At 71.8% G+C, this 21,765-nt stretch carries 19 protein-coding genes; 10 read left to right on the forward strand and 9 right to left on the reverse strand.

Annotated features, from left to right (window positions below):
* Positions 1-44: 44 nt before the first annotated feature.
* On the reverse strand, positions 45-656 hold the full coding sequence (locus QQY66_RS02635) for a LysE/ArgO family amino acid transporter (RefSeq protein ID WP_301977382.1): 612 nt from the start codon (positions 654-656) through the stop codon (positions 45-47).
* A gap of 69 nt (positions 657-725) precedes the next feature.
* Between QQY66_RS02635 and QQY66_RS02640 the strand changes: the two genes are divergently transcribed.
* Complete coding sequence (locus QQY66_RS02640) at positions 726-1,622, forward strand: LysR family transcriptional regulator ArgP (RefSeq protein ID WP_301977383.1); 897 nt, start codon at positions 726-728, stop codon at positions 1,620-1,622.
* A 63-nt stretch (positions 1,623-1,685) separates the two neighbouring features.
* On the opposite strand, the gene QQY66_RS02645 is transcribed toward QQY66_RS02640, so the two are convergent.
* The 4 genes from QQY66_RS02645 to QQY66_RS02660 all read right to left on the reverse strand — a co-directional run bounded on the left by QQY66_RS02645 (position 1,686) and on the right by QQY66_RS02660 (position 5,561).
* Positions 1,686-2,153: a MarR family winged helix-turn-helix transcriptional regulator gene (locus QQY66_RS02645; protein WP_301977384.1), complete on the reverse strand. Its 468-nt coding sequence runs from the start codon at positions 2,151-2,153 to the stop codon at positions 1,686-1,688.
* Positions 2,154-2,285: 132 nt separating this feature from the next.
* Complete coding sequence (locus QQY66_RS02650) at positions 2,286-4,103, reverse strand: HAMP domain-containing sensor histidine kinase (protein ID WP_301977385.1); 1,818 nt, start codon at positions 4,101-4,103, stop codon at positions 2,286-2,288.
* A complete protein-coding gene (locus tag QQY66_RS02655; RefSeq protein WP_301977386.1) occupies positions 4,103-4,798 on the reverse strand; it encodes a response regulator transcription factor in 696 nt (231 codons plus the stop codon). The genes QQY66_RS02650 and QQY66_RS02655 overlap by 1 nt, the downstream gene beginning before the upstream one ends.
* 19 nt (positions 4,799-4,817) lie before the next feature.
* A complete protein-coding gene (locus QQY66_RS02660) occupies positions 4,818-5,561 on the reverse strand; it encodes a hypothetical protein (protein WP_301977387.1) in 744 nt (247 codons plus the stop codon).
* A 213-nt stretch (positions 5,562-5,774) separates the two neighbouring features.
* Here QQY66_RS02660 and QQY66_RS02665 point away from each other — a divergent pair, with 213 nt between their 5' ends.
* The gene (locus QQY66_RS02665; protein WP_301977388.1) at positions 5,775-6,125 is read left to right on the forward strand and encodes a DUF488 domain-containing protein; all 351 of its coding nucleotides are present in this window, start codon (positions 5,775-5,777) and stop codon (positions 6,123-6,125) included.
* Positions 6,126-6,143: 18 nt separating this feature from the next.
* Here the strand turns inward: QQY66_RS02665 and QQY66_RS02670 are convergent, their stop codons facing one another.
* Together QQY66_RS02670 and QQY66_RS02675 are read right to left on the reverse strand one after the other, a co-directional pair.
* Positions 6,144-7,817, reverse strand: a complete 1,674-nt coding sequence (locus QQY66_RS02670) for an FAD-binding dehydrogenase (protein ID WP_301977389.1) — start codon at positions 7,815-7,817, stop codon at positions 6,144-6,146.
* 18 nt (positions 7,818-7,835) lie between these two features.
* Positions 7,836-8,462, reverse strand: coding sequence for a TetR/AcrR family transcriptional regulator (locus tag QQY66_RS02675; protein WP_301977390.1), 627 nt, complete (start codon positions 8,460-8,462; stop codon positions 7,836-7,838).
* 122 nt (positions 8,463-8,584) lie between these two features.
* On the opposite strand from QQY66_RS02675, the gene QQY66_RS02680 reads away from it, so the two are divergent.
* The 3 genes from QQY66_RS02680 to QQY66_RS02690 all read left to right on the forward strand — a co-directional run bounded on the left by QQY66_RS02680 (position 8,585) and on the right by QQY66_RS02690 (position 11,632).
* Positions 8,585-9,214 (forward strand): alpha-ketoglutarate-dependent dioxygenase AlkB, encoded by a 630-nt coding sequence (locus QQY66_RS02680; protein ID WP_301977391.1) that lies wholly within the window; start codon positions 8,585-8,587, stop codon positions 9,212-9,214.
* 428 nt (positions 9,215-9,642) lie between these two features.
* The gene (locus QQY66_RS02685; protein WP_301977392.1) at positions 9,643-10,389 is read left to right on the forward strand and encodes an MBL fold metallo-hydrolase; all 747 of its coding nucleotides are present in this window, start codon (positions 9,643-9,645) and stop codon (positions 10,387-10,389) included.
* A 10-nt stretch (positions 10,390-10,399) separates the two neighbouring features.
* Positions 10,400-11,632, forward strand: a complete 1,233-nt coding sequence (locus tag QQY66_RS02690) for a DUF4032 domain-containing protein (protein ID WP_301977393.1) — start codon at positions 10,400-10,402, stop codon at positions 11,630-11,632.
* Between the two features lies 1 nt (position 11,633).
* On the opposite strand, the gene QQY66_RS02695 is transcribed toward QQY66_RS02690, so the two are convergent.
* Positions 11,634-12,506 (reverse strand): universal stress protein, encoded by an 873-nt coding sequence (locus QQY66_RS02695; RefSeq protein WP_301977394.1) that lies wholly within the window; start codon positions 12,504-12,506, stop codon positions 11,634-11,636.
* A gap of 87 nt (positions 12,507-12,593) precedes the next feature.
* On the opposite strand from QQY66_RS02695, the gene QQY66_RS02700 reads away from it, so the two are divergent.
* From QQY66_RS02700 to QQY66_RS02720, 5 genes are all read left to right on the forward strand, one after another.
* The gene (locus QQY66_RS02700) at positions 12,594-12,950 is read left to right on the forward strand and encodes a VOC family protein (RefSeq protein WP_301977395.1); all 357 of its coding nucleotides are present in this window, start codon (positions 12,594-12,596) and stop codon (positions 12,948-12,950) included.
* Positions 12,951-13,073: 123 nt separating this feature from the next.
* Positions 13,074-14,750, forward strand: a complete 1,677-nt coding sequence (locus tag QQY66_RS02705) for an FAD-dependent oxidoreductase (RefSeq protein WP_301977396.1) — start codon at positions 13,074-13,076, stop codon at positions 14,748-14,750.
* A complete protein-coding gene (locus QQY66_RS02710; protein ID WP_301977397.1) occupies positions 14,747-16,204 on the forward strand; it encodes an ATP-binding protein in 1,458 nt (485 codons plus the stop codon). The genes QQY66_RS02705 and QQY66_RS02710 overlap by 4 nt, the downstream gene beginning before the upstream one ends.
* Positions 16,201-16,554 carry a UBP-type zinc finger domain-containing protein gene (locus QQY66_RS02715; protein WP_301977398.1) on the forward strand — a complete coding sequence of 118 codons (354 nt, stop codon included), beginning with the start codon at positions 16,201-16,203 and terminating at the stop codon, positions 16,552-16,554. Before QQY66_RS02710 ends, QQY66_RS02715 begins: the two co-directional genes overlap by 4 nt.
* A 147-nt stretch (positions 16,555-16,701) precedes the next feature.
* Positions 16,702-19,644 (forward strand): helix-turn-helix transcriptional regulator, encoded by a 2,943-nt coding sequence (locus tag QQY66_RS02720; protein WP_301987127.1) that lies wholly within the window; start codon positions 16,702-16,704, stop codon positions 19,642-19,644.
* Positions 19,645-19,903: 259 nt separating this feature from the next.
* Here QQY66_RS02720 and QQY66_RS02725 read toward each other — a convergent pair whose 3' ends face one another.
* Positions 19,904-21,697, reverse strand: a complete 1,794-nt coding sequence (locus QQY66_RS02725) for a M4 family metallopeptidase (RefSeq protein WP_301977399.1) — start codon at positions 21,695-21,697, stop codon at positions 19,904-19,906.
* Positions 21,698-21,765: the final 68 nt, after the last annotated feature.

Here is a 21,765-nt window from a genome sequence, read left to right on the forward strand (position 1 = left end):
AGGGATCACTATGGCACCACTGGCTCAGCGCACGGTCCGCGGCCTCAGGTTCCGGCAATGAGCGTCGCGCCGAGGGCGATCATCGTCGCGGCGACCAGAGCGTCCAGGACCCGCCAGGCGGCGGGCCGGGCGAGGAAGCGGCTGAGCAGCCGGGCACCGAAGCCCAGGGCCGCGAACCAGCAGAGGCTGGCGCAGACCGCGCCGAGTCCGAACGTCCAGCGCAGCGGGCCGCGGTCGGCGGCGACGGAGCCGAGCAGGAACACCGTGTCGAGGTAGACATGCGGGTTGAGCCAGGTCATGGCCAGGCAGGTGAGCACGGCACGCCTGCGGGAACCAGCGGCCTCCCCCTCCACCTTCAGGGCGCCCGGCCGGAACACCCGCCGTGCGGCGAGTGCGCCGTAGCAGAGCAGGAACGCACCGCCGATCCAGCCGACGGCGGTCAGCGCCCCCGGCCAGGCGACCACCACGGCACCGACACCGGCGACGCCCAGCGCGATGAGGGCCGCGTCGGAGAGGGCACAGATCGCGACGACGGGGAGGACCGCGTCGCGTCGGATGCCCTGGCGCAGGACGAAGGCGTTCTGGGCGCCGATGGCGACGATGAGCGAGAGGCCGGTGCCGAATCCGGCAGCCGCGACGGACAGTGCGTGGGACATGGCATCGACGCTAGAGAAGGCGCCGCCTGGAGTACAGCTAAAGATTCTTACGTATCATTAGCGTTCGTGATGACAGACCTGCCTCTCGACCAGGTACGGACCCTTCTCGCCGTGGTGGACGAGGGCACGTTCGACGCTGCGGCATCCGCTCTGCATGTGACGCCGTCGGCGGTCAGCCAGCGCGTCAAGGCACTGGAGCAGCGCACCGGGCGGGTGCTGCTGACGCGGACGAAGCCGGTGCGGGCGACCGAGTCGGGCGAGGTGGTCGTGCGGTTCGCCCGCCAGCTGGCCCGGCTGGAGCGCGATGCGCGCGCCGAGCTGGGCATGACGAGCGCCGGGGAGCCGACCCGGGTGTCCATCGCCGTGAACGCCGACTCCCTGGCCACCTGGTTCCTGGGCGCGCTCAACCGCCTGCCCGCCGAGCCCCGGCTCTGCTTCGAGCTGCACCGCGAGGACGAGGACCACACGGCGGCGCTGCTCCGGGAGGGCCAGGTGATGGCGGCGGTGACCTCCTCGCCGGACGCCGTGGCGGGGTGCTCGGTGCGGGCGCTGGGCCGGATGCGCTACGTCGCGGTGGCCAGTCCGGAGTTCGCCGAGGCGCATCGCGGCGGGCCGCTGCGGGACGCGCCGGCGGTGAATTTCGACCGACGGGACGACTTCCAGGACGGCTTCGTGCGGCGATTGCCCGGCGGAGATGGGGACGGACACGGCGGAGCGAGCCCGGTGCGGCACTTCATCCCCACCTCGGAGGGCTTCGCGGCGGCCGTCGCCGCCGGTCTCGGCTGGGGCATGCTGCCCGAGGCACAGGCCGTGCCGCTGCTCCGTGCGGGGCGGCTGGTTCAACTGGCGCCGGAGCGGCCGGTGGACGTGCCCCTGTACTGGCAGCAGTGGAAGCTGGATTCGCCCGCACTGGCGGCGGTGGCGGACGCGGTGTCGGCGACGGCTGCTGAGACGCTGCGCTCCTGAGGCGTGTCTGAGATGTGATCACAGTGCCGGCCGTATCAGGACGGCGCCCGGCTCATCGGTCTGTCAGGCGGCCGTCCCGCCCGCGTTGCGGATCAGCCGCTGGAGCACCTTCACCGTGGTGACGTAGTCCGTGTCGTCGATGCCCTCGTGCAGGGCGGCACGGATCGCGGGGGCGTTGCTCGCGAGATCGACGCGGGCCTGTTCCCCCTCCGCGGTGAGCCACAGCCGGTCCTCGGAGTCCCGGGTCAGCCAGCCGCGCTCCACGAGCACCTCGGCCTCCGCCGCCAGATCGTCCTCGGGCCGGATGTAGGAGGCCATGGCCGCCCGCAGCTCGGACAGGGTCATCCCCTCGCCGTCGGGCGAGATGTCGTTCTCCGACAGGTTGCGCAGCAGCCAGAACTGGGGCTGGGTGTAGCCCTTTTCGGCCTGCCGGGCCCGGGTGTACGCGATGAGCGCCTCGTAGGCGACACCGGTCCAGTAGGCGGCGGGCTGTCCGGCGAGTTCGGCGTCGGAGATCTCCTGGGTCGTCATGGGGTGTGTCCTCCAGTACGCCGGGTGCGGAGCTCGCACGCCGTGCAGGTCATGCGGAGACCGTAGGACCTCAAGTGCGGTTGAGGGCAAGGGCGTGATCTTCCTCGCCCCGGGGCCGGAGGCTACGAACCACTACGCCGTCGGACCGCCCGGCAGCCGCAGGGTGAAGACGCTGCCCTTGCAGGGCTCGCTCACCGCCTCTGCCGCTCCGCCGTGGGCCGCGACCAGATGGCGGACGATGGGCAGGCCGAGCCCGCTGCCGCCCGTGCGACGGCTACGGGACTTCTCCGCTCGCCAGAACCGGTCGAAGACGTGCGGCAGTTCCTCGGGCGTGATGCCGGTGCCGGTGTCGGCGACCTCGATGACGACGTGGTCCCCGTCCTGGCGCGCGGCCAGGGTGACGATGCCGCCGGCCGGGGTGTGCCGCAGCGCGTTGGAGACCAGGTTGCCGAGCGCCTGCCGCATCCGGACCGGGTCGGCGTCCAGCCAGGGCGTGCCGTCGATGTCGGTGCGCAGTTCGACGCCGGCCGCGTCGGCGGCGACGTGGTGGGCCGCGGCAACCTGGTGGAGGAGTTCGTCGCAGCGCACGGGCTCGCGGTACAGGCGCAGGGTGCCGGCGTCGGCGTCCGCGAGGTCCCGCAGGTCGTCGATGACGCGCTGGAGGACGACGGCCTCCTCGTGCAGCGCGGCCAGCAGGGCGGGGTCCGGGTCAACGACTCCGTCGCGGGTGACCTCCAGCCAGCCGCGGATATTGGTGAGCGGGCTGCGCAGTTCGTGGGCGATGTCGCTGACCATGGCCTTGCGCTGGGCTTCCAGGCGTTCGCGGCGTTCGGTCAGGTCGTTGAAGGCCGCGGCCAGGATGCCGGTCTCGTCCCGGGTGGTGACGGGGACGCGGACATGGCGGTCCGGGGGCTGCTGGGCCGCCGCGGTCAGCGCGCGCAGCGGCCGTACCAGCCGGGTGGCGACCACGGCGGTCACGGCCACGGTGACGGCGAGCACCAGCCCCGCGGTGCCCACGACCTTGGCCTTGTTGGCCGGGGACATGTCGAACCGCACGGCAGGGCTGCCCCCGCCGCCCAGGAACAGTTCGGCCACCGGCGCCGTATAGGGGTCGAGCTGGGCGCGACGGGCGTCGTCGACACAGGACTCGGCCTGCCGCATGTCCTTGACGCCTGTCTTGTCGTAGCCGGACGTGATGGACGGGCTCCGGAAGAGCAGGCCGGGCAGGGCGTCCCCCAGGGACAGGGGCAGCCGGGGATCCACGCCCGCCCGGATCAGACAGCCGCGCGCGAGCGTGTGGAGCGCGGTCAGCGCCTTTTCCTCCGTGCGGGTCGGCGTGTTGAGCAGGCCGTCGCCGCACGGCTCCGGCACATAGCCGGGCTGACCCGCACCGTCCGCGTCGGCCAGGACCGGGCGGCCGCTCGGCGTGCGGGTGAGGCGGGTCTCCAGGCCGTAGTGGGCGAAGCAGCTCTGTCGTTTCCGGGCCAGGAGGTCGAGCCTCGTGCGTTCCGCCGTCGTGAGCCGGTACGGGCCGACCACGCGCGGGTCGGTGCCGCCGAGTTGGGCGCCCCGCTCGCTGGAGGTGTCGGTGCGCAGCGGGTCCACGGTCGCGGCGGCGGTCGGTGGCAGGGAGGTGCCGGGCGGCGCCGAGTCGGCGATGGTCCTCCGGTCGGGGGTGGTCAAGGCGATACGCCGGCCTGTCCGCGCCGACAGCTCCCGCACGGTCGTGGCGACTCCCCGCCAGTCGCGATGGGTGGCCGCGTAGCCGCTGAGCTCGGCCAGGACCTCCATGTCCGCGGCGAGGGCCTGGCCCTGTTCCTCTCTCAGCGCGCGGGTGGTGGTCGCCACGGCCAGCCATGCGGTCGCCGCCACCGAACACACGGCGATGAGGCCGGAGGCGATCAGCAGCCGCACCAGGAGGCGCTTGCGCAGCGGGATGCGCTCGCTCATCAGCGGCCGCCGCTGAGCTTGTAGCCGACGCCGAACACGGTCAGCAGCCGGGCCGGGCGGCGCGGGTCGGCCTCGATCTTCTTGCGCAGGTTCATGATGTGGACGTCGACGGCCCGTTCGGTGGAGGCCCGGTCGGTGCCCCGGGTGATCTCCAGCAACTGCCGCCGGGAGAACACCCGTTCCGCTTCCCCGACCATGGCCAGCAGGATCTCGAACTCGGCCGGCGTGCACTCCACCGGCGCCGAGTCGCAGCGCACTTCGTGCCGTACGGGATCGACCGAGAGACCCGCGGCGTGTACGACCGGATCCTCGCGCCGGTCCGCGGGCACCCGTCCGCTGCGCCGCAGGACGGTCCGGATGCGGGCCATCAGCTCGCGCGGACTGTACGGCTTGGTCATGTAGTCGTCCGCGCCCAGCTCCAGGCCGAGCAGGATGTCGTCCTCGGTCGAGCGGGCGGTGAGCATCAGGACGGGGATGTCGTCGTCCGCGCGCAGCACCCGGCACACCCCGAACCCGTCGATCACCGGGAGCATCAGATCCAGGACGACAAGGTCAGGGGCAAAACGCCGCGCCGCGTCCAGCGCGGCCCGTCCGTCGTGGACCACGGTGGCGGTGTGACCCTCCGCGAGCAGGGAGCGTCGTATCAACTCGGCCTGCATCTCGTCGTCCTCGGCGACCAGCACATGTGCGCACACGCGGCGGATCCTAAGCGGTTCAGCGGGCCAGGGACGCGGCGTCGCCCATGACGACGACGGGGTTCAGCCGCGGGTCCAGCGCCAGCAGCAGCTCCTTCATGTGCTCCTTGGCGATGCTCACACAGCCCTGCGTGGGGCCGTCGTGGTCGACGTGTAACCAGATCCCGCCGCCGCGGCTCGCACCGAGCGGGCGGGTCCAGTCCAGGGGCGAGGTGCCGGGCTGCCGGTTGTAGTCGATGGCGATGACGTAGTCGAAGGAGCCGGCCAGCGACTCACCCTCGAAACCGGTGCCGGGTGAGGTGAAGGCGGTGGAGCGGTCGTACGGCAGCTTGGTTCCGGGGTCGTCGAGCAGGCCGCCGGCGTCCGTGAGGGTGTAGACGCCGATGGGTGAGCGCAGGTCGCCGATCCGGTGGTCGTCGGTCCAGCCCTTGAGGGCGTTGTGGGCGGGCCGGCTCGTGCCCGCCTGCCAGCCGTCGGCGGTGCGCTCGTACAGAACGACGGTGGAGCGCGAGGAGTCCTTGCCCCGACCGGTCACGACGACGGCCTGCCGGGCGTCGGACGGCACCTTCGCCCAGGTCTTCGGCCCGAGCCCGGGCAGCTGCTGTGGTGCCGTCTCGACGGAGATCTTGGGGGCGGGGGTGTCCGGCGCGGTGGGCTGGGCGGTCACGGTCTCGTGGTCCGGTGCGGCCGAGGCACCGCCGCCGCATCCGGTCAGGAGCAGGGACACGGCGAGCAGGGCCACGCCGGGCTTGCGTGTGATCATGGCTCGACCTTGACCAACACTTGTGAGGAACTCGTCAGGTTCTGAGGGGTGTTCGGTCACGAGTCTTCGGCACTTGCGGGTCGGGGGCGGGCTACAGCTTCAGGGTAGGCGTCGCTCCGTCCATGTTTCGACTCCGTTCAGGTCAAGTCGTACCGCCTTGCCCGCCGCACTCCGCAGTACGCTCCCGGCACGTCCCCGTCGAAAGGCCCCACCGTGAGCGTTCGCGTCCGTCGCGTCTACGATCCGCCCGAGCCGCAGGACGGCGTGCGTGTCCTGGTCGACCGGCTGTGGCCGCGCGGACTGTCGAAGGACGCGGCGCGGGTGGACGAGTGGCCGAAGGCGCTCACTCCGTCGACCGAACTGCGCCGCTGGTACCACGCGGGCGAGGGGTCGTACGAGGAGTTCAGCCGTCGCTACGAGGCAGAACTCGCCGCGCCCGAGGCCGCTGAACTCCTCGATTCCATCCGGGAATTGACCCGCAAGGGGCCGGTGACCCTGCTCACCTCGGCCAAGACTCCCGAGGAGAGTCATGCCGCCGTGCTGGCCCGCCTCCTCCAGAACTGAGGAGACGGGCCCAAAGTCTCAGCCCGTCTGCTGCGCCGCCGCCCGCCCCGCCGCGCGCCCCGAGAACAGGCAGCCGCCGAGGAAGGTGCCCTCCAGGGCGTTGTAGCCGTGGACGCCGCCGCCGCCGAAGCCGGCTACCTCGCCGGCCGCGTAGAGGCCGTCGACCGGCTGTCCGTCGGCGCCCAGGGCGCGGGATTCGAGGTCGGTCTGGATGCCGCCGAGGGTCTTGCGGGTCAGGACGTGCAGCTTGACGCCGATCAGGGGTCCTGCGGCCGGGTCGAGGATGCGGTGCGGGGTCGCGACCCTGCCGAGGCGGTCGCCGATGTAGCGGCGGGCGTTGCGGATGCCCTGGACCTGGGAGTCCTTCGCGTAGGGGTTGGCGATCTGCAGGTCGCGTGCCTCGATCTGGCGCCGTACCTCGGCCGCGTCGAGAAGCGGCTTCTCGGTCAACTGGTTCATCTTCTCGACCAGTTGGTCCAGGGTCGGGGCCACGACGAAGTCCGCTCCCTTGCGCAGGAACGCGTCGACCGGTCCCGGCGCGCCCTTGCCCAGCACGCGCTCGCGCAGGAACGCCTTGCGGTCCTTGGAGGTGATGTCGGGGTTCTGCTCGGAACCCGACAGGGCGAACTCCTTCTCGATGATCTTCTGGGTGAGGATGAACCAGGAGTGGTCGTATCCGGCGATGTCCCCGGTGGTGCGCAGATGCTTGAGGGTGCCGAGGGTGTCGTAGCCGGGCAGGCACGGGTCGGGCAGTCGGCGGCCGAGAGCGTCGAACCACAACGAGGACGGGCCGGGCAGGATGCGGATGCCGTGGCCGGGCCAGATCGGGTCCCAGTTCTGCAGGCCCTCGGTGTAGTGCCACATGCGGTCGCGGTTGACCAGCCGTACGCCGGCCCGGTCGCTGATGTCGAGCATGCGGCCGTCGACGTAGGCCGGTACGCCGGTGACCATCTCCGTGGGCGCGGTGCCGAGGCGTTCGGGCCAGTAGCGGCGGACGATGTCGTGGTTGGCGCCGATGCCGCCGGTGGTGACGACGACGGCCTGGGCGGTGAGTTCGAACTCGCCGATCCGGTCGCGGTTGGAGGCGACACCGCGGGCCGAGCGGTCCTCGGCGAGGACCGTGCCGCGCACGCCGCGCACCGAGCCCTCCTCGACGACGAGTTCGTCCACCTGGTGCCGGTGGTAGAAGGTGAGCAGCCCGTCGCGCGCCGCCTGCTTGGCGTGGCCGACGAAGGGCTCGACGACACCCGTGCCCGTGCCCCAGGCGATATGGAAGCGGGGGACGGAGTTGCCGTGCCCGTCGGCCCGCAGGTCGCCGCGCTCCGCCCAGCCGACGGTGGGCAGGAACGAGATGCCGTGCCCGGCGAGCCACGAGCGCTTCTCCCCCGCCGCGAACTCGACGTAGGCCCGCGCCCAGCGCACCGCCCAGGAGTCCTCGTCGTCGACGCGGTCGAACTGCGCGCTGCCCTGCCAGTCGTTCCAGGCGAGGTCGAAGGAGTCCTTGATGCCCAGGCGCCGCTGTTCCGGGGAGTCGACCAGGAACAGCCCGCCGAAGGACCAGAACGCCTGGCCGCCGAGGTTGGCGGCGTTCTCCTGGTCGACCAGGGCGACCCTGCGGCCCCGGCTGGTGAGTTCGTGCGCCGCGACCAGGCCGGCGAGGCCCGCTCCGACGACGATGACATCGGCATCCATGGCGAGAAGTCCCTTTCCTCATACGGCGGCGTCGCTGCCGTCGGTCAGCAGCGCGGTGAGCAGTTGCTTGAGCCAGACGCGAGCGTGCTCGACGTCCCGGTCCAGCAGCAGTTGGGTGGTGACCCCGTCGTACGCGGCTACCACCGCGTGCGCGGCGGCGTCGATGTCGCCCAGTACGGCGGGCAGTTCGGTGTGGCCCCGGGCGCGGGCGAGCCGTTCCGCGATGGCGCCGCGCAGCCGCGCCCGGTGCTCCAGCAGGGTCCGCGCGACGTCCGGGTCACGGGCGGCGTGCACCAGGAAGTCCGTCTTCACCAGCAGCCAGTCCCGGTCGAGCAGCAGCACCTCGGTGACGCGGTCGACGGCGGCGGGCACGTCGAGGTCGGGGCCGTCGAGGGCGAGCGCCCCGGACACCTGCTCGGCGATCAGGTCGGCGCGCTGCCGGTAGAGGGCGAAGAACAGCTCGTCGAGGCTGGCGAAGTTCGAGTAGAAAGCGCCCCGGCTGTACCCGGCCGCCTCGCAGACCTCCTCGATCGAGACCCGGCCGAAGCCCTTGGCCGCGAAGACCGCGAACGCGGCGTCGAGCAGGTTCGCGCGCGTGCGGACACGGCGCCTGGTCACGCGCCCGGTCGTCGCCTCCGCCACCATGCCCCGCCTTTCGTTCGATACGGGAATGTATCCGATACACGAACGTATCCAAAGGGCGGGGACATCAAGAGTTCACGCATTCTCATGGGAACAAATTTTCGAATAAGGGGTACGCTGGATCCATGACCACGCACCTCCAGGGCTCGCTCTTCGACCAGGCGGACCGGCTCCGGCTCGGCTCCCTCGACGGGATGCGCCGCACCGAGCTGGGCCGCGGCGCGTGGATCGACGTCCTGCCCGGGTGGCTCGAAGGCTCCGACGCCCTGTTCGAACAGCTGGCGGACGAGGTGCCGTGGCGTGCGGAACGGCGCACGATGTACGACCACGTAGTCGACGTACCTCGACTGCTGGCGTTCTACGGCGCCGACGACCCGCTGCCGCACCCCGTGCTGGACGAGGCGCGCGACACGCTCTCGGCGCACTACGCCGACGAACTCGGCGAACCCTTCACCACGGCCGGCCTGTGCTATTACCGCGACGGCCGCGACAGCGTCGCCTGGCACGGCGACCGGATCGGACGGGGCGCCCGGGAGGACACGATGGTCGCGATCCTCTCCGTCGGCTCACCCCGTGATCTGCTGCTGCGTCCCCTGCGCGGCGGCGGCGACACGATCCGGCGTCCGCTGGGCCACGGGGACCTCATCGTGATGGGCGGCTCCTGCCAGCGGACCTGGGAGCACGCCGTACCGAAGACCGCACGGGCCGCGGGACCGCGCATCAGCGTGCAGTTCCGCCCGGACGGCGTGCACTGAGGCGGAGAGGCGGCCGCTTCGGATGCGCGCGGGGGCTGCCTCCGGGGGACGGTGCCGGAGGCAGCCTCACCCCCTGACGGAACCCTGTCGTCCCTTCGCCGGGCTCGGCTCCCGGTACTCGATCCGCAGCCGCGGCCCGGGCGGTTTCGCCCGTGAGCGCCTGCCTTCGGCGACGAACCAGGCCGGGCATGGTCCGCTGCTGTGCTGCAGCGCCGTAAAGGGTCGCGGGGCTGTATTGATGTGCGGCTATCGCCGCCCGGCCGGTCGGGGGCGCGTTGCTGCCGGCTGGTGCAGGGTGGGACGCGTCGATTCCCTCAAGTACCCCGTGATCGTGGCCTGTTCCCCAGGCGGTGACCCTCCGGGCGCCGGGCCGCTCGCCTTCTGCTTTGCTGGTGCCGTCGGGCAGGGACCTCACACGCGGGACGATCATGCGGGCAGCAGTGGAGCAAGTCGCCGACGGCACCTACCTGGTGCACGGCAGCAACACGAACTGGGTGATCCTGAGCGAGGGGGACGCCGTCACGCTGATCGACACGGGCTACCCCGGGGACCGGGAGCTGCTTCTCGCTTCCCTTGCGGAGGTGGGCAGTTCGCCGGAGGCGGTGACGGCGGTACTGATCACGCACGCCCACAACGACCACCTGGGTTCCGCCGAGCACCTGCGTGGCACGTACGGCACGCCCGTCTACCTGCACGAGGCCGAAGTGCCGCACGCCCGCCGTGATTTCCTGCACCAGGTGTCCGTCGGCCAGGTCCTCGGGAACGGCTGGCGTCCGGGCGTCCTGCCGTGGGCCGTGCATGCCCTGCGGGTCGGCGGCACCGCCCATGTCCCCGTCGCCGAACCGCAGCCGTTCCCGGCGCAGGGGCCGCTCGACCTGCCCGGCCGCCCCGTCCCCGTACACACGCCCGGCCATACGCTCGGCCACACCGCCTACCACCTCCCGGGCACCGGAGTGGTGATCTCCGGCGACGCCCTGGTCAGCGGCCACCCCACCTCGCGCGCCACGGGGCCCCAGCTGCTGCCGGGCATGTTCCATCACGAACGCGCCCGCGCCGTGACCTCGCTGGAGACCCTGGAGGGCCTCGACGGCGACGTCCTGGTCCCCGGGCACGGGCCGGTGCACCGCGGTCCAGTACGTGAGGCGGCACGGCACGCACGGGAGCGCGCACTCTAGAGTTCTGGCCATGGCATTGCAGATCAGCGCGACCAACCCGGAGCACCCCGCGCTCCTCCTCGAGCTGCCGTGGGACGTGCCCCTGGAGAAGTGGCCCGAGGAGTACCTCGTCCCGCTGCCGCGCGGCATCTCCCGCCACGTGGTGCGCTACGCCCGGGCCGGCTCCGAGGTCATCGCCGTCAAGGAGCTGGCCGAACGGCCCGCGCTGCGCGAGTACGAGCTGCTGCGCGACCTGGACCGGATCGGCATCCCCGCGGTCGACCCCCTCGCCGTGGTCACCGGCCGCGCCGACAAGGACGGGGCGCCGCTGGAACCGGTGCTGATCACCCGGCATCTGGGCGGCTCGATGCCGTACCGCTCGATGTTCGAGACGACGATGCGCCCGGCCACCATGCACCGCCTCATGGACGCCCTGGCCGTGCTGCTCGTCCGGCTGCACCTGGCCGGGTTCGCCTGGGGCGACTGCTCGCTGTCCAACACGCTCTTCCGGCGGGACGCGGGCGCCTACGCCGCGTATCTCGTGGACGCCGAGACCGGTGATCTGCATCCGCAGCTCAGCAGCGGACAGCGCGACTACGACCTCGACCTCGCCCGGGTCAACATCAGCGGCGAGCTGCTGGACCTGGAGGCGTCGGGGGCGCTGCACCCGTCCGTCGACCCGATCGAGTTCGGCACCGAGATCTGCGGACGCTACCGGGACCTGTGGGACGAGCTGACCCGCACCTCGGTCTACCCGGCGGGCAAGTACCACTACATAGAGCGCCGGATACGCCGCCTGAACGAGCTCGGTTTCGACGTGGCCGAGATGCAGATCGAGCACAACTCCAACGGTGACACGGTCACCTTCGTGCCCAAGGTCGTCGACGCGGGCCACCACCAGCGCCAGCTGCTCCGGCTGACCGGCCTCGACACCGAGGAGAACCAGGCGCGGCGGCTCCTGAACGACCTGGAGAGCTGGATGGCCACCCAGGACGACTACGCCCCGGGCGACCCCCTCGGCGCCCGCCCCGAGGTGCTCGCCCACCGCTGGGTGCGGGACGTGTTCCGTCCCACCGTGCGCGCGGTGCCGCCGGAGCTGCGCGGCTCGATGGACGCGGCCGAGATCTACCACGAGCTGCTCGAACACCGCTGGTACCTGTCCGAGCGTGCCCAGCACGACATCGGGCTGGACACGGTGGTGGCGGACTACGTGAAGAACATCCTGCCCAAGACGCGCGAGACGCTGCAGCCGACAGGCGAGTGACTCACGCGGGCGGGACCACGGCCACCGGGCAGTCCGCGTGATGCAGGATCCCGTGGGCGACCGAGCCGATCCGTGCGCCGACGGCGGTACGGCGGGCCCGGCGGCCGACGACCATCAGCTGGGCCTGCCCGGCCACCTCCAGCAGCACCTGCCCGGCGCTGCCCATCTCCACGTGCTCCACCACCGGGACGTCCGGGAAGCGGTCCCGCCACGGCTGCACCGCCGCGGCCAGTGCCTTCTTCTCGTACGGCTCCAGGCCCCCGGCCTCGTCGAGCAGCTTCAGCGAGGCCGGGCTGTAGGAGAACACCGGCGGCAGCGTCCAGGCGCGTACGGCACGGACGGTCGCCCCGCGCGCGGCTGCCGTCTCGAACGCGAACCGCAGCACGGCGGCACTGTCGTCCGGGTCGCCCTGCTGGCCCACGACGACCTGACGGCCCGCGGCCTCGGCGGCCGGCTCGTCCTCCGCCCGTACGAGGACGACGGGACCGGTGGCCCCGGCGATGACCTGCTGTCCGACCGAGCCGAGCAGGAAGCCGACGACCCGGCCGTGGCCGCGCGAGCCGAGCACCAGCATCTCGGCGTCGGCCGCCGCGGCGGCCAGGGTGTCGACCGGGCCGCCTTCGAGGACGTCGGTCGTCACGTCGAGCTCCGGGTGCCGCTCGGTGACGGTCCGGGCGGCCTCCGCCACGGCCGTGCGCACCCATCCGGCCTGGCTGTCGGCGTCCCCGGCGTCGATCGCCTCGTGCGGCTGGAACCGCCAGGCGTGCACCACCCGCAGCGGCAGCCCGCGACGGACCGCCTCGCGGGCTGCCCAGGCCAGCGCGGCGTGGCTCTCCTCCGTACCGTCGACCCCTGCCGTGATCGGGCGTGTCATGCGGCTGCCTCCCTGTATTGCGGTCGCTGTATTGCGGTCGCTGTATTGCGGTCGCTTCGTCGGAACAGTCTTCACTACGCTGCCCGGATGGGCCTCGAATGGGAGCAAGTCAACGTCGACGCGGCCGACGCGGTTGCCCTGGGCCGCTGGTGGGCCGAGGCGCTGGGGTGGGTGGTGATCAACGATTCGCCCGAGGAGTTCGAGATCCGGCCGCGGGAGGACCGCCTGCCCGGGCTGATCTTCGGCCCGGTTCCCGAGGGCAAGACGGTCAAGAACCGGCTGCACCTCGACTTCCGCCCCGACGACCAGGAGGCCGAGGTCGCCCGTTTCCTCGCGCTCGGCGCCCGGCACGCGGACGTCGGCCAGACAGGCGAGGAGAGCTGGGTCACCCTTGCCGACCCGGAGGGCAACGAGTTCTGTGTGCTGAGCTCGCGGCGCCGCTGACGGGCTCCGGCCTCCCGCATGCCTGAGCGAAGCGGGACGATCGAACATACGATGGGCGGGAGCCGGCGCGGCGGGACGGGGTCGCCGTACCGCGAATCCGAACGCTCTCGGGGTGGGAGACGTATGGCACAGGCCGCCGACGCAGCGCGGACCGTCATCATGACCGTCGACGACGACCCGGGAGTCTCCCGCGCCGTCGCCCGCGACCTGCGGCGCCGCTACGGCGGTTCGTACCGGATCGTGCGCGCGGAGTCCGGCGAGTCCGCGCTGGACGCCCTGCGTGAGCTGAAGCTGCGCGGCGATCTGGTGGCCGTGATCCTGGCCGACTACCGCATGCCGCAGATGAACGGCATCGAGTTCCTGGAGCAGGCCCTGGACGTCTATCCGGGCGCACGGCGGGTGCTGCTGACCGCGTACGCGGACACGAACGCGGCGATCGACGCGATCAACGTCGTCGACCTCGACCACTATCTGCTCAAGCCGTGGGATCCGCCCGAGGAGAAGCTCTATCCGGTCCTCGACGATCTGCTGGAGGCCTGGCGGTGCAGCGACTACCGGCCGGTGCCCAGCACCAAGGTGGTCGGGCACCGCTGGTCGGCGCGTTCCTCGGACGTACGGGAGTTCCTGGCCCGCAACCAGGTGCCGTACCGCTGGTACTCGGCCGACGAACCCGAGGGGCGGCGGCTGCTGGCTGCCGCCGGTCAGGACGGGCAGCGACTGCCGGTGGTGATCACCGCGGACGGCACGCTCCTCGTCGAGCCGGACGCGCCGGAGCTCGCCGCCCGTGTCGGGCTGGCGACCACGCCGACGGCCGACTTCTACGACCTCGTCGTGATCGGGGGCGGTCCGGCCGGGCTGGGCGCGGCGGTGTACGGAGCCTCGGAGGGGCTGCGGACGGTGCTCGTGGAGCGGTCGGCGACCGGCGGGCAGGCCGGGCAGAGTTCGCGGATCGAGAACTACCTGGGCTTCCCGGACGGCGTCTCGGGGGCGCAGCTCACCGACCGGGCCCGGCGGCAGGCCGCCAAGTTCGACGCCGAGATCCTCACCGCGCGCGAGGTGACGGGGCTGGAGATCAGCGGCGCGGCACGGGTCGTACGGTTCTCGGACGGGTCGGCGATCGCCGCGCACAGCGTGATCCTGGCGACGGGAGTGTCGTACCGGCAGTTGCAGGCGCCGGGCACGGCCGATCTGACCGGGTGCGGGGTGTTCTACGGTTCGGCGCTGACCGAGGCGGCTTCCTGCCAGGGGCACGACGTGTACATCGTCGGCGGCGCCAACTCCGCCGGGCAGGCGGCGATGTACCTGGCCAGGGGTGCCAAGTCGGTCACCCTGCTGGTGCGCGGAACGGACCTGTCGGCGTCGATGTCGTACTACCTGACCCAGCAGATCGACGAGGCGCCCAACATCTCGGTCCGCACCTGCACCGTCGTGGAGGCCGCGCACGGTTCGGAGCGCCTGGAGCAGCTGACCCTGCGGGACACGGAGAGCGGGCGGACCGAACTCGTCGACGCGCAGTGGATGTTCGTGTTCATCGGCGCGGCTCCGCTCACCGACTGGCTGGACGGCACCGTGCTGCGGGACGAGCACGGGTTCATCCTGGCCGGGCCCGATCTCTCCCCGGACGGGCGGCCGCCGGCGGGCTGGGAGCTGGACCGGCCGCCGTACCACCTGGAGACCAACATCCCCGGCGTGTTCGTGGCGGGCGACGCGCGTGCCGAGTCCGCCAAGCGCGTCGCGTCCGCCGTCGGAGAGGGAGCCATGGCCGTGATGCTCGTCCACCGGTATCTGGAGCAGTCGTGAGCGGGCAGCCGATGCCGTGCAGCCCCGCGGAGATCGGTTCGCTGTTCCTGTTCGAGAAGCTGTCCGCCGATCAGCTCGGGCAGCTGTGCAGTGCGGGGCGGGTGGAGAAGTTCGAGCCCGGGCCCGTGTACACCGAGGGCGAGCCGGCCACCTGCTTCTACGTGATGATCGAGGGCACGGTGGTGCTCTCCCGCCGGGTCGGCGTCGACGACGTGGAGGTCACCCGCACCTCGCAGCGCGGGGTGTACGCGGGGTCCATGCAGGCGTATCTCGGGGACCGGGTGCGCCAGGTCTACAACAGCTCCATGCGGGTCACGGAGCCCACACGTTTCTTCGTGGTGCCCGCCGAGGAGTTCGCGGCCTTCATGCAGCAGTGGTTCCCCATGGCGGTCCACCTGCTGGAAGGGCTCTTCTTCGGCTCGAAGAACACCCAGCGGGCCATCGGGGAGCGCGAACGGCTGCTGGCGCTCGGGTCGTTGTCGGCCGGTCTGACGCACGAGCTCAACAACCCGGCCGCGGCGGCCGTACGAGCCACCGCGACGCTCCGGGAGCGGGTGGGCAAGATGCGGCACAAGCTCGCCGTCATCGCCCAGGGCTCCTACTCCCCCGAGGTCATGGCGAACCTCATCGACATCCAGGAACGCACCGCCGAACGCGTCGCCAAGGCACCAGTGCTGACTCCCCTGGAAGCCGCCGACCGGGAAGACGCCCTCACCGACTGGCTCAACGACCACGGCATCCCGGAGGGCTGGCGGATCGCGCCGACCTTCGTGCAGGCCGGTATCGACACCGACTGGCTCGACCAGATCGCGGCGGCCGTGGACGAGGAGATCCTGCCGAACGCGATCGGGTGGCTCAACTACACCGTCGAGACCGAGCTGTTGATGGACGAGATCAACGACTCCACCAACCGCGTCTCCCACCTCGTCGACGCCGCCAAGCAGTACTCACAGCTCGACCGGGCGCCCTACCAGGTCGCCGACGTGCACGAACTCCTCGACAGCACACTGCTGATGCTCTCGGGCAAGATCGGGGAGCGGATCAAGGTCGTCAAGGAGTACGACCGTACGCTCCCGAAGATCCCGGCGTACCCGGCGGAGCTCAACCAGGTGTGGACCAACCTGATCGACAACGCGGTCCACGCGATCAACGACGCGGGCGACGAAGGGACGTTGACCGTGCGGACGGCGCTCCAACACGAACGGTTGCTGGTGGAGTTCCGTGACACCGGGCCGGGCGTGCCCAAGGAGATCCGCAGCCGTATCTTCGACCCCTTCTTCACCACCAAGCCGGTGGGCGAGGGCACCGGGCTCGGCCTGGACATCTCCTGGCGGATCGTCGTCAACAAGCACCACGGCACGCTTCAGGTCGAGTCCGAGCCGGGCGACACGCGCTTTCAGGTGCTGCTTCCGCTGGTCGCGTCCGCGAACGACCTGCCCGAGGAGGCCGTATGACGAGCGACAACATGATCGACCCGACTGTTCCGCCCAGTGGCATGGGGTGTGTGGAGTGCGACGAGGTCGGCGGGTGGTGGTTCCATCTGCGGCGGTGTGCGCAGTGCGGGCACATCGGTTGCTGCGACTCGTCGCCGGCGAAGCATGCGACCGCGCATTTCCGGGAGACCGGGCATCCTGTGGTGCGTAGTTTCGAGCCGGGTGAGGAGTGGTTCTGGAACTATGCGACGTCCGAGATGTATGAGGCGGGGCCGGAGCTCGCACCTCCGGTGAGTCATCCGGCTGATCAGCCGGCGCCGGGCCCTGCCGGGCGGGTGCCGGAGGATTGGGCGCGGGTGTTGAAGGGCTGAGCGCCTACGAGCTCGGGGGGTTCTGTTTGGCGGCGGCTGCGGGTTGTTTGTGGCTGGTCGCGCAGTTCCCCGCGCCCCTTACGGGGCGGACCAGTCAGCCCTGGATTCAGAAGTGCTGTCAGTGGGTCGTGCCAGGATGGGATTGTGCTGCAGACCACCGCGTTTACCTCGCCCATCGTTGGCCGGGAGGATGAGCTTGCTCGTCTTTCCGGTGTGCTGGAGCGTGCCCGGGGTGGTGAGGCTCGGGCTGTTCTGATTGCCGGGGATGCCGGGGTCGGGAAGACGCGGGTGTTGGATGAGGTGTCGGCGCGGGCTGCTGGCGCTGGGATGACGGTGCTGACCGGGCATTGTGTGGATCTCGGTGACGTGGGGCTGCCGTATCTGCCGTTCAGCGAGGTGCTGGGGGTGCTTGCCGCTGACGAGCGGTTTGCGGCCGTGGTGGCGGCGCATCCGGCGGTGGAGCGGTTGCTGGGTGGCGGGTCGGACGACGGTGGGCGGGTGCGGCTGTTCGAGGGTGTGGCGGGGCTGCTGGCCGATCTGGCGGATGTCGCTCCGCTGCTGCTCGTGCTGGAGGATCTGCACTGGGCGGATCAGTCCTCGCGGGATCTGCTGCGGTTCCTGCTCAGCCGCGGCATCCTGCAGCGGGCCGCGGGCGGTGCGCCCACGCATCGGCTGGCGGTGCTCGCTTCGTACCGGGCGGACGATCTGCATCGGCGGCATCCCTTGCGTCCGCTGCTCGCCGAGCTGGTGCGGCTGCCCGCTGTCGAGCGGCTGGAGCTTCGGCCCATGGCCGATCCCGACGTGGCCCGGCTGGTGCGCGGGCTGCGGGAGCGTCCGGTGCCGGACACGACGGTCCGCCGGATCGTGGAGCGCGCCGAGGGCAACGCCTTCTACGCGGAGGAGCTGCTGGCCGCCACGGACGCGGAGGCGGGCGGGGTGCCCAGCGGGCTGGCCGATGTCCTCCTCATCCGTTTCGAGCAGCTGACCGACACGGCCCAGCAGGTGCTGCGTACGGCCGCCGTCGCCGGGCGGCGGGTCGAGCACGATCTGCTGCGGGACGCGGTCGGGCTCCCCGAGGACGAGCTGGAGTCGGCGCTGCGGGAGGCCGTGGAGCGGCAACTCCTGGTCTCCGGGGGCGGCGACACGTACTCCTTCCGCCATGCCCTGGCCCGGGAGGCGGTGTACGCCGATCTGCTGCCGGGTGAACGGGCGCGGCTGCACGGTGCGTTCGCCCGGCTGCTGTCCCGCCGGGGGCACCGCGCGGAGACCGCGGCCGAGCGCGCCCACCACTATCGCGCGAGTCATGATCTGGCCGAGGCCCTGGCCGCGTCGCTGGAGGCCGCCGACCACGCCCATCGGCTCGGTGCTCCCGCCGAGGAACTCCGGCACCTGGAAGCCGCGCTCGACGTGTGGTCGTCGGTGGACCCGGCCGCGCGGCCTTCCGGCGAGGGCATCGACAGGGTGACGCTGACCTTGCGGGCCTCCGCCGCGGCGGCGCACGCCGGGGAGACGCACCGCGCGGTCTCCCTCACCCGTGCCGCGCTGGCGGGCATCGGCCAGGACGCGGACTCCGAGCTCGCCGCCCGGGTGCGCTACACGCTCGCCGGGAACCTGATCAGCGTCGACAACCTGACGGCGGCGTTCGCGTACAGCAGCGAGGCGCTCGCTCTGATCCCCGCCGAACCCGCCTCGCGGACCTGGGTGTGGGCGGCGGCCACCCATGTGATGGCGGCCCGCCAGGTCGGAGAGACCGAGATCGCGCTGCGGGTCGCCCGCCAGGCGCTGGGCATCGCGGAGCAGTTGCGGGTGACCGACGCCCAGGCCGACCTGCTGATCTCGCTGGCCACGCTCGAAGGCGGCCGCCGACGCACCCCCGAAAACCGCGCGCGGCTGAAGGAGGCCCGGGAGCTGGCTCGGAGGTCGGGCAACGCGCCGGTGGAGTTGCGTGCCCTGTTCAACCTCGCCATGGGCTTTTTCGAGTCCGGCGATCTGGAGGAGTGCCTGCCCTGGCTGACCGAGGGCCTGGACCGCGCCCGCCGCGCCGGTCTGCTGTCCTCGCCGTATCCGCTGGAGATGCGCTATCTGCACCTGCTGGTGCTGTACACCCTGGGCCGCTGGGACGAGTGCCTGCGCGCGGCGGCGAGTGACGCCGCGGTGCTGCCGACGGCCGGCGGCTATACGGCGGGTCCCGCGCTGAACGTCGCCTTGGCGCGCGGCGACTTCAAGGCAGCCGACCGTGCGCGCGCCCTGCTTCAGGGGCCGTTCGACTGGATGGCCACGCTCGTCGCGGGAATCGTGCTGACGGACACCGCCGCGCTGCTCGGCGATGCGGACGAGGCCGTGGCGCAGATGCGGTCCACCGTCGCGGCGCTCACCGATGACGCGGGTACGCCGCCCGACGTGACGGTCCGGCTCGCCGCGCTCGCCCTGTCCGCCGTCGCCGACTCGGCCGTCGATCTGCGCCGCACCGGCGACGAGGCGGGGGCCCGCCGCCGGGCGCAGACGGCGGGCGAGTTGGTGGAGCTGGCGCGAGATGTGGCCGGGCACGGCGACGACGGCATTCCGCAGGGTCCGGAGGGGCAGGCCTGGCTGGCCCGGGCGGAAGCGGAGTGGGCGCGGGCCGTGTCCGGTCCGGACGCGGAGGCGTGGGGGAAGGCGGTGGCCGCGTTCGACTACGGCGACGCGTATGAGCGGGCGCGCTGCCGACTGCGGTTCGCCGAGGCCCTGTTGGCGGCCGAGCGGCGCGAGGAAGCGGCCGTCGAGGCAGGCGCGGCCCGGGAGACGGCCGCCGAACTCCGCGCCACGCCGCTGTTGGAGCGGGCGGACGCCCTCATACGCCGCGGCAGGCTGTCGGACCGGGACGACCACGGCACGTCCCTGCTCACCTCCCGCGAGCAGGACGTCCTGCGGCTCCTCGCCCTCGGCCGCAGCAACCGGCAGATAGGCGAGGAGCTGTTCATCACCGGCAAGACGGCGAGCGTCCACGTCTCCAACATTCTCGGCAAGCTGGGCGCCGCGAGCCGCACCGAGGCCGTGGCGATCGCCTACCGCCGGGGCCTGATCACCCCGGAGCCGACGGCATCCGGCTGACCAGCCCGGTCAGCCGACCAGCAGGGCCAGTTCGGTGCCGCCCAGCAGGAAGGCGCCGACACCGAAGTCCGCGGTGCTGTCGTACGTCACGGGCTGGCCGGACTCCGGGCGGTCGCCGACCTTCTGGACGTACCCGAGGAAGCCGTCGGGGTGGACGGCGGTGGTGCTGGATCTGTTTTTCCGTCGTCAAGAGAAGAAGCAGGCTTGGGGCCGTGGGACCCGGCAGCCGGGCGTGCGCCGCGCGGCTGCCGGTGTCGCGTCAGTGCCTTTCGGCCGGTGTGTTGGCCTTGGTCACGTTGACGGCGGCCCAGGCCCGGTTCACCGTCTTGTACTCCGTGCTGTTCAGCCCGTGGAGGTCCTTGGCCGCCTTCAGCGTCGCGGTGCGCGCGTCGTGGAAGTCGGTCGTGGAGACCATGTAGCGGGTCAGGGCGCGGTAGAAGATCGCCGTGGCCTTGGCGCGGCCGATGCCCTTGACCGGCAGGCCGTCGTAGGTCGGCGAGTCGTAGGTGACGCTGCCGATCTTCTTGCGGCCGCTGCCCTCGGCGAGGAGGTAGTAGGCGTGCGAGGACACACCGGACCCGGCGTGCACCTCGGCGTCGTAGACGGCCGGTGACCAGTAGTCGATCGCGCCCTCGAGCACGTCGAGGGAGGGGCGGTCGAGGCGGCGCAGGAACTTCTGGTCCAGGCCGAGCTTCTCGCCGACGAGGTAGTTGGGCGGGTTCTTGGGGTTGTTGGCGCTGAACTCCACGGCGGAGCCGAAGATGTCGGCGAGGGACTCGTTGAGGGAGCCCGGTTCGCCGTACTGATTGCCCTGGGCGTCCACGCGGGTGGGCTCCAGGCGGGCGGTGGCGTCGACGACGCCGTGGGTGAGTTCGTGGCCGGTGACGTCGAGGACGACGAGCGGTTTCTTGAACATCTCGCCGTCGCCGTCGCCGTACAGCATGCAGCCGCAGGAGGGGTCCCAGAACGCGTTGGCGACCTTGTTGCCGAAGTGGACCAGGGCGCGGGCGCCCTTGCCGTCGTTCTTGATGCCCTTGCGGCCGAAGGTCTTCTTGTAGAAGTCCAGGGTCTTGGTGATGCCGTACTGGGCGTCGACGGCGGCGCTGGCGCGGTTCGAGACGGTGCCGTTGCCCCACTTGTTGGTGGTGCTGGTGAACGTCTTGCCGCGGGCGAAGCTCGTCGGCTCCCCGCCCTTGGCGTCCCGCGTCTCGGTGCCCCAGCGGCTGGGGTCCTTGAGGACGTAGCTGGTGCGGGCGGTCCGGGTGGTGGTCAGGGCGACCTTGCCGGCGAAGAGGGACGTGCCGGTGCCGGTCGCCGGTGCCGGGTAGCGGGCCGCGCCCGGCGCGGGGGTCGCGGCGAGGCCGGTCGGCTCCGGGGCGGTGCCGGTGGCGGGGTCGAGCGTCTCGCCTCGCTCGCGCAGTGTGTCCACCAGGTCCGGCGACAGGAACTCTTCGCTGTCGGGCGTGTTGCTGCGGACCTTGCCGGTGCGGGCATCGATGACGACGGTCCGGGAGCCGCCGCCGTCCGCGGTGCCGCTGCCGCCGACGTGCACCTCGTAGGCGAGGGCCGACGCGCCACGGCGGGCGTCGACGACGAGTTCGACACTCTTCACCGACCCCTTGGCGACATCGGCGGCCTTCTCCTCCGCCTGGCGGCCGGTCACTTGGGCCTCGGAGGCAGCGGGCGCGACGCTGTGGTCCGCGGCCCGGGTGACACCGGCGTACTTCAGGCGCTCGGTGAGGTGGACGACGAGGTCGCCGCCGAGCACCGGCATCCCGCGGTGGGCCCGGACGAACCGCACGTGCCGTGCGCCCTCCGGGTCGAGCAGCACGTCCTGGGCGCGCAGTTCGTCGCCCGGTGCGACACCGGTGGCCCTCGCGTGAGCGAAGGCGGCGGCGCGGGCCGCGTCGACTATGGAGGAGGCGGAGGAGACGGAAGCGGAGGTGGGCTCGGTCCCCGTGACCGGGCCCGCGAAGGCCGTTCCGGTGAGCCCCGTCGCGGCGGTCGTCACGGCGACGGCGACCGCCAGGCTGCGTATGTGAGCTCTACGCACTTGAGGGTTCCTTCGTGCGAAGGCGGCCGGGGTCACCAACCGCCCTGAGGCATGGCGCAGTTGAGACG

The organism is Streptomyces sp. DG2A-72 (assembly GCF_030499575.1).
In the GTDB taxonomy this organism is placed as follows: Bacteria; Actinomycetota; Actinomycetes; order Streptomycetales; family Streptomycetaceae; genus Streptomyces.

Excerpts from the sequence above, each read along its gene's own strand:
- QQY66_RS02670 (WP_301977389.1), bottom strand. The coding sequence starts at position 7,817 with ATGGATGCCGATGTCATCGTCGTCGGAGCGGGCCTCGCCGGCCTGGTC.
- QQY66_RS02705 (WP_301977396.1), top strand. The coding sequence starts at position 13,074 with ATGGCACAGGCCGCCGACGCAGCGCGGACCGTCATCATGACCGTCGAC.
- QQY66_RS02660 (WP_301977387.1), bottom strand. The coding sequence starts at position 5,561 with ATGATCACACGCAAGCCCGGCGTGGCCCTGCTCGCCGTGTCCCTGCTC.
- QQY66_RS02645 (WP_301977384.1), bottom strand. The coding sequence starts at position 2,153 with ATGACGACCCAGGAGATCTCCGACGCCGAACTCGCCGGACAGCCCGCC.
- QQY66_RS02650 (WP_301977385.1), bottom strand. The coding sequence starts at position 4,103 with ATGAGCGAGCGCATCCCGCTGCGCAAGCGCCTCCTGGTGCGGCTGCTG.
- QQY66_RS02690 (WP_301977393.1), top strand. The coding sequence starts at position 10,400 with ATGGCATTGCAGATCAGCGCGACCAACCCGGAGCACCCCGCGCTCCTC.
- QQY66_RS02685 (WP_301977392.1), top strand. The coding sequence starts at position 9,643 with ATGCGGGCAGCAGTGGAGCAAGTCGCCGACGGCACCTACCTGGTGCAC.
- QQY66_RS02680 (WP_301977391.1), top strand. The coding sequence starts at position 8,585 with ATGACCACGCACCTCCAGGGCTCGCTCTTCGACCAGGCGGACCGGCTC.
- QQY66_RS02715 (WP_301977398.1), top strand. The coding sequence starts at position 16,201 with ATGACGAGCGACAACATGATCGACCCGACTGTTCCGCCCAGTGGCATG.
- QQY66_RS02700 (WP_301977395.1), top strand. The coding sequence starts at position 12,594 with ATGGGCCTCGAATGGGAGCAAGTCAACGTCGACGCGGCCGACGCGGTT.
- QQY66_RS02640 (WP_301977383.1), top strand. The coding sequence starts at position 726 with ATGACAGACCTGCCTCTCGACCAGGTACGGACCCTTCTCGCCGTGGTG.
- QQY66_RS02675 (WP_301977390.1), bottom strand. The coding sequence starts at position 8,462 with ATGGTGGCGGAGGCGACGACCGGGCGCGTGACCAGGCGCCGTGTCCGC.
- QQY66_RS02695 (WP_301977394.1), bottom strand. The coding sequence starts at position 12,506 with ATGACACGCCCGATCACGGCAGGGGTCGACGGTACGGAGGAGAGCCAC.
- QQY66_RS02635 (WP_301977382.1), bottom strand. The coding sequence starts at position 656 with ATGTCCCACGCACTGTCCGTCGCGGCTGCCGGATTCGGCACCGGCCTC.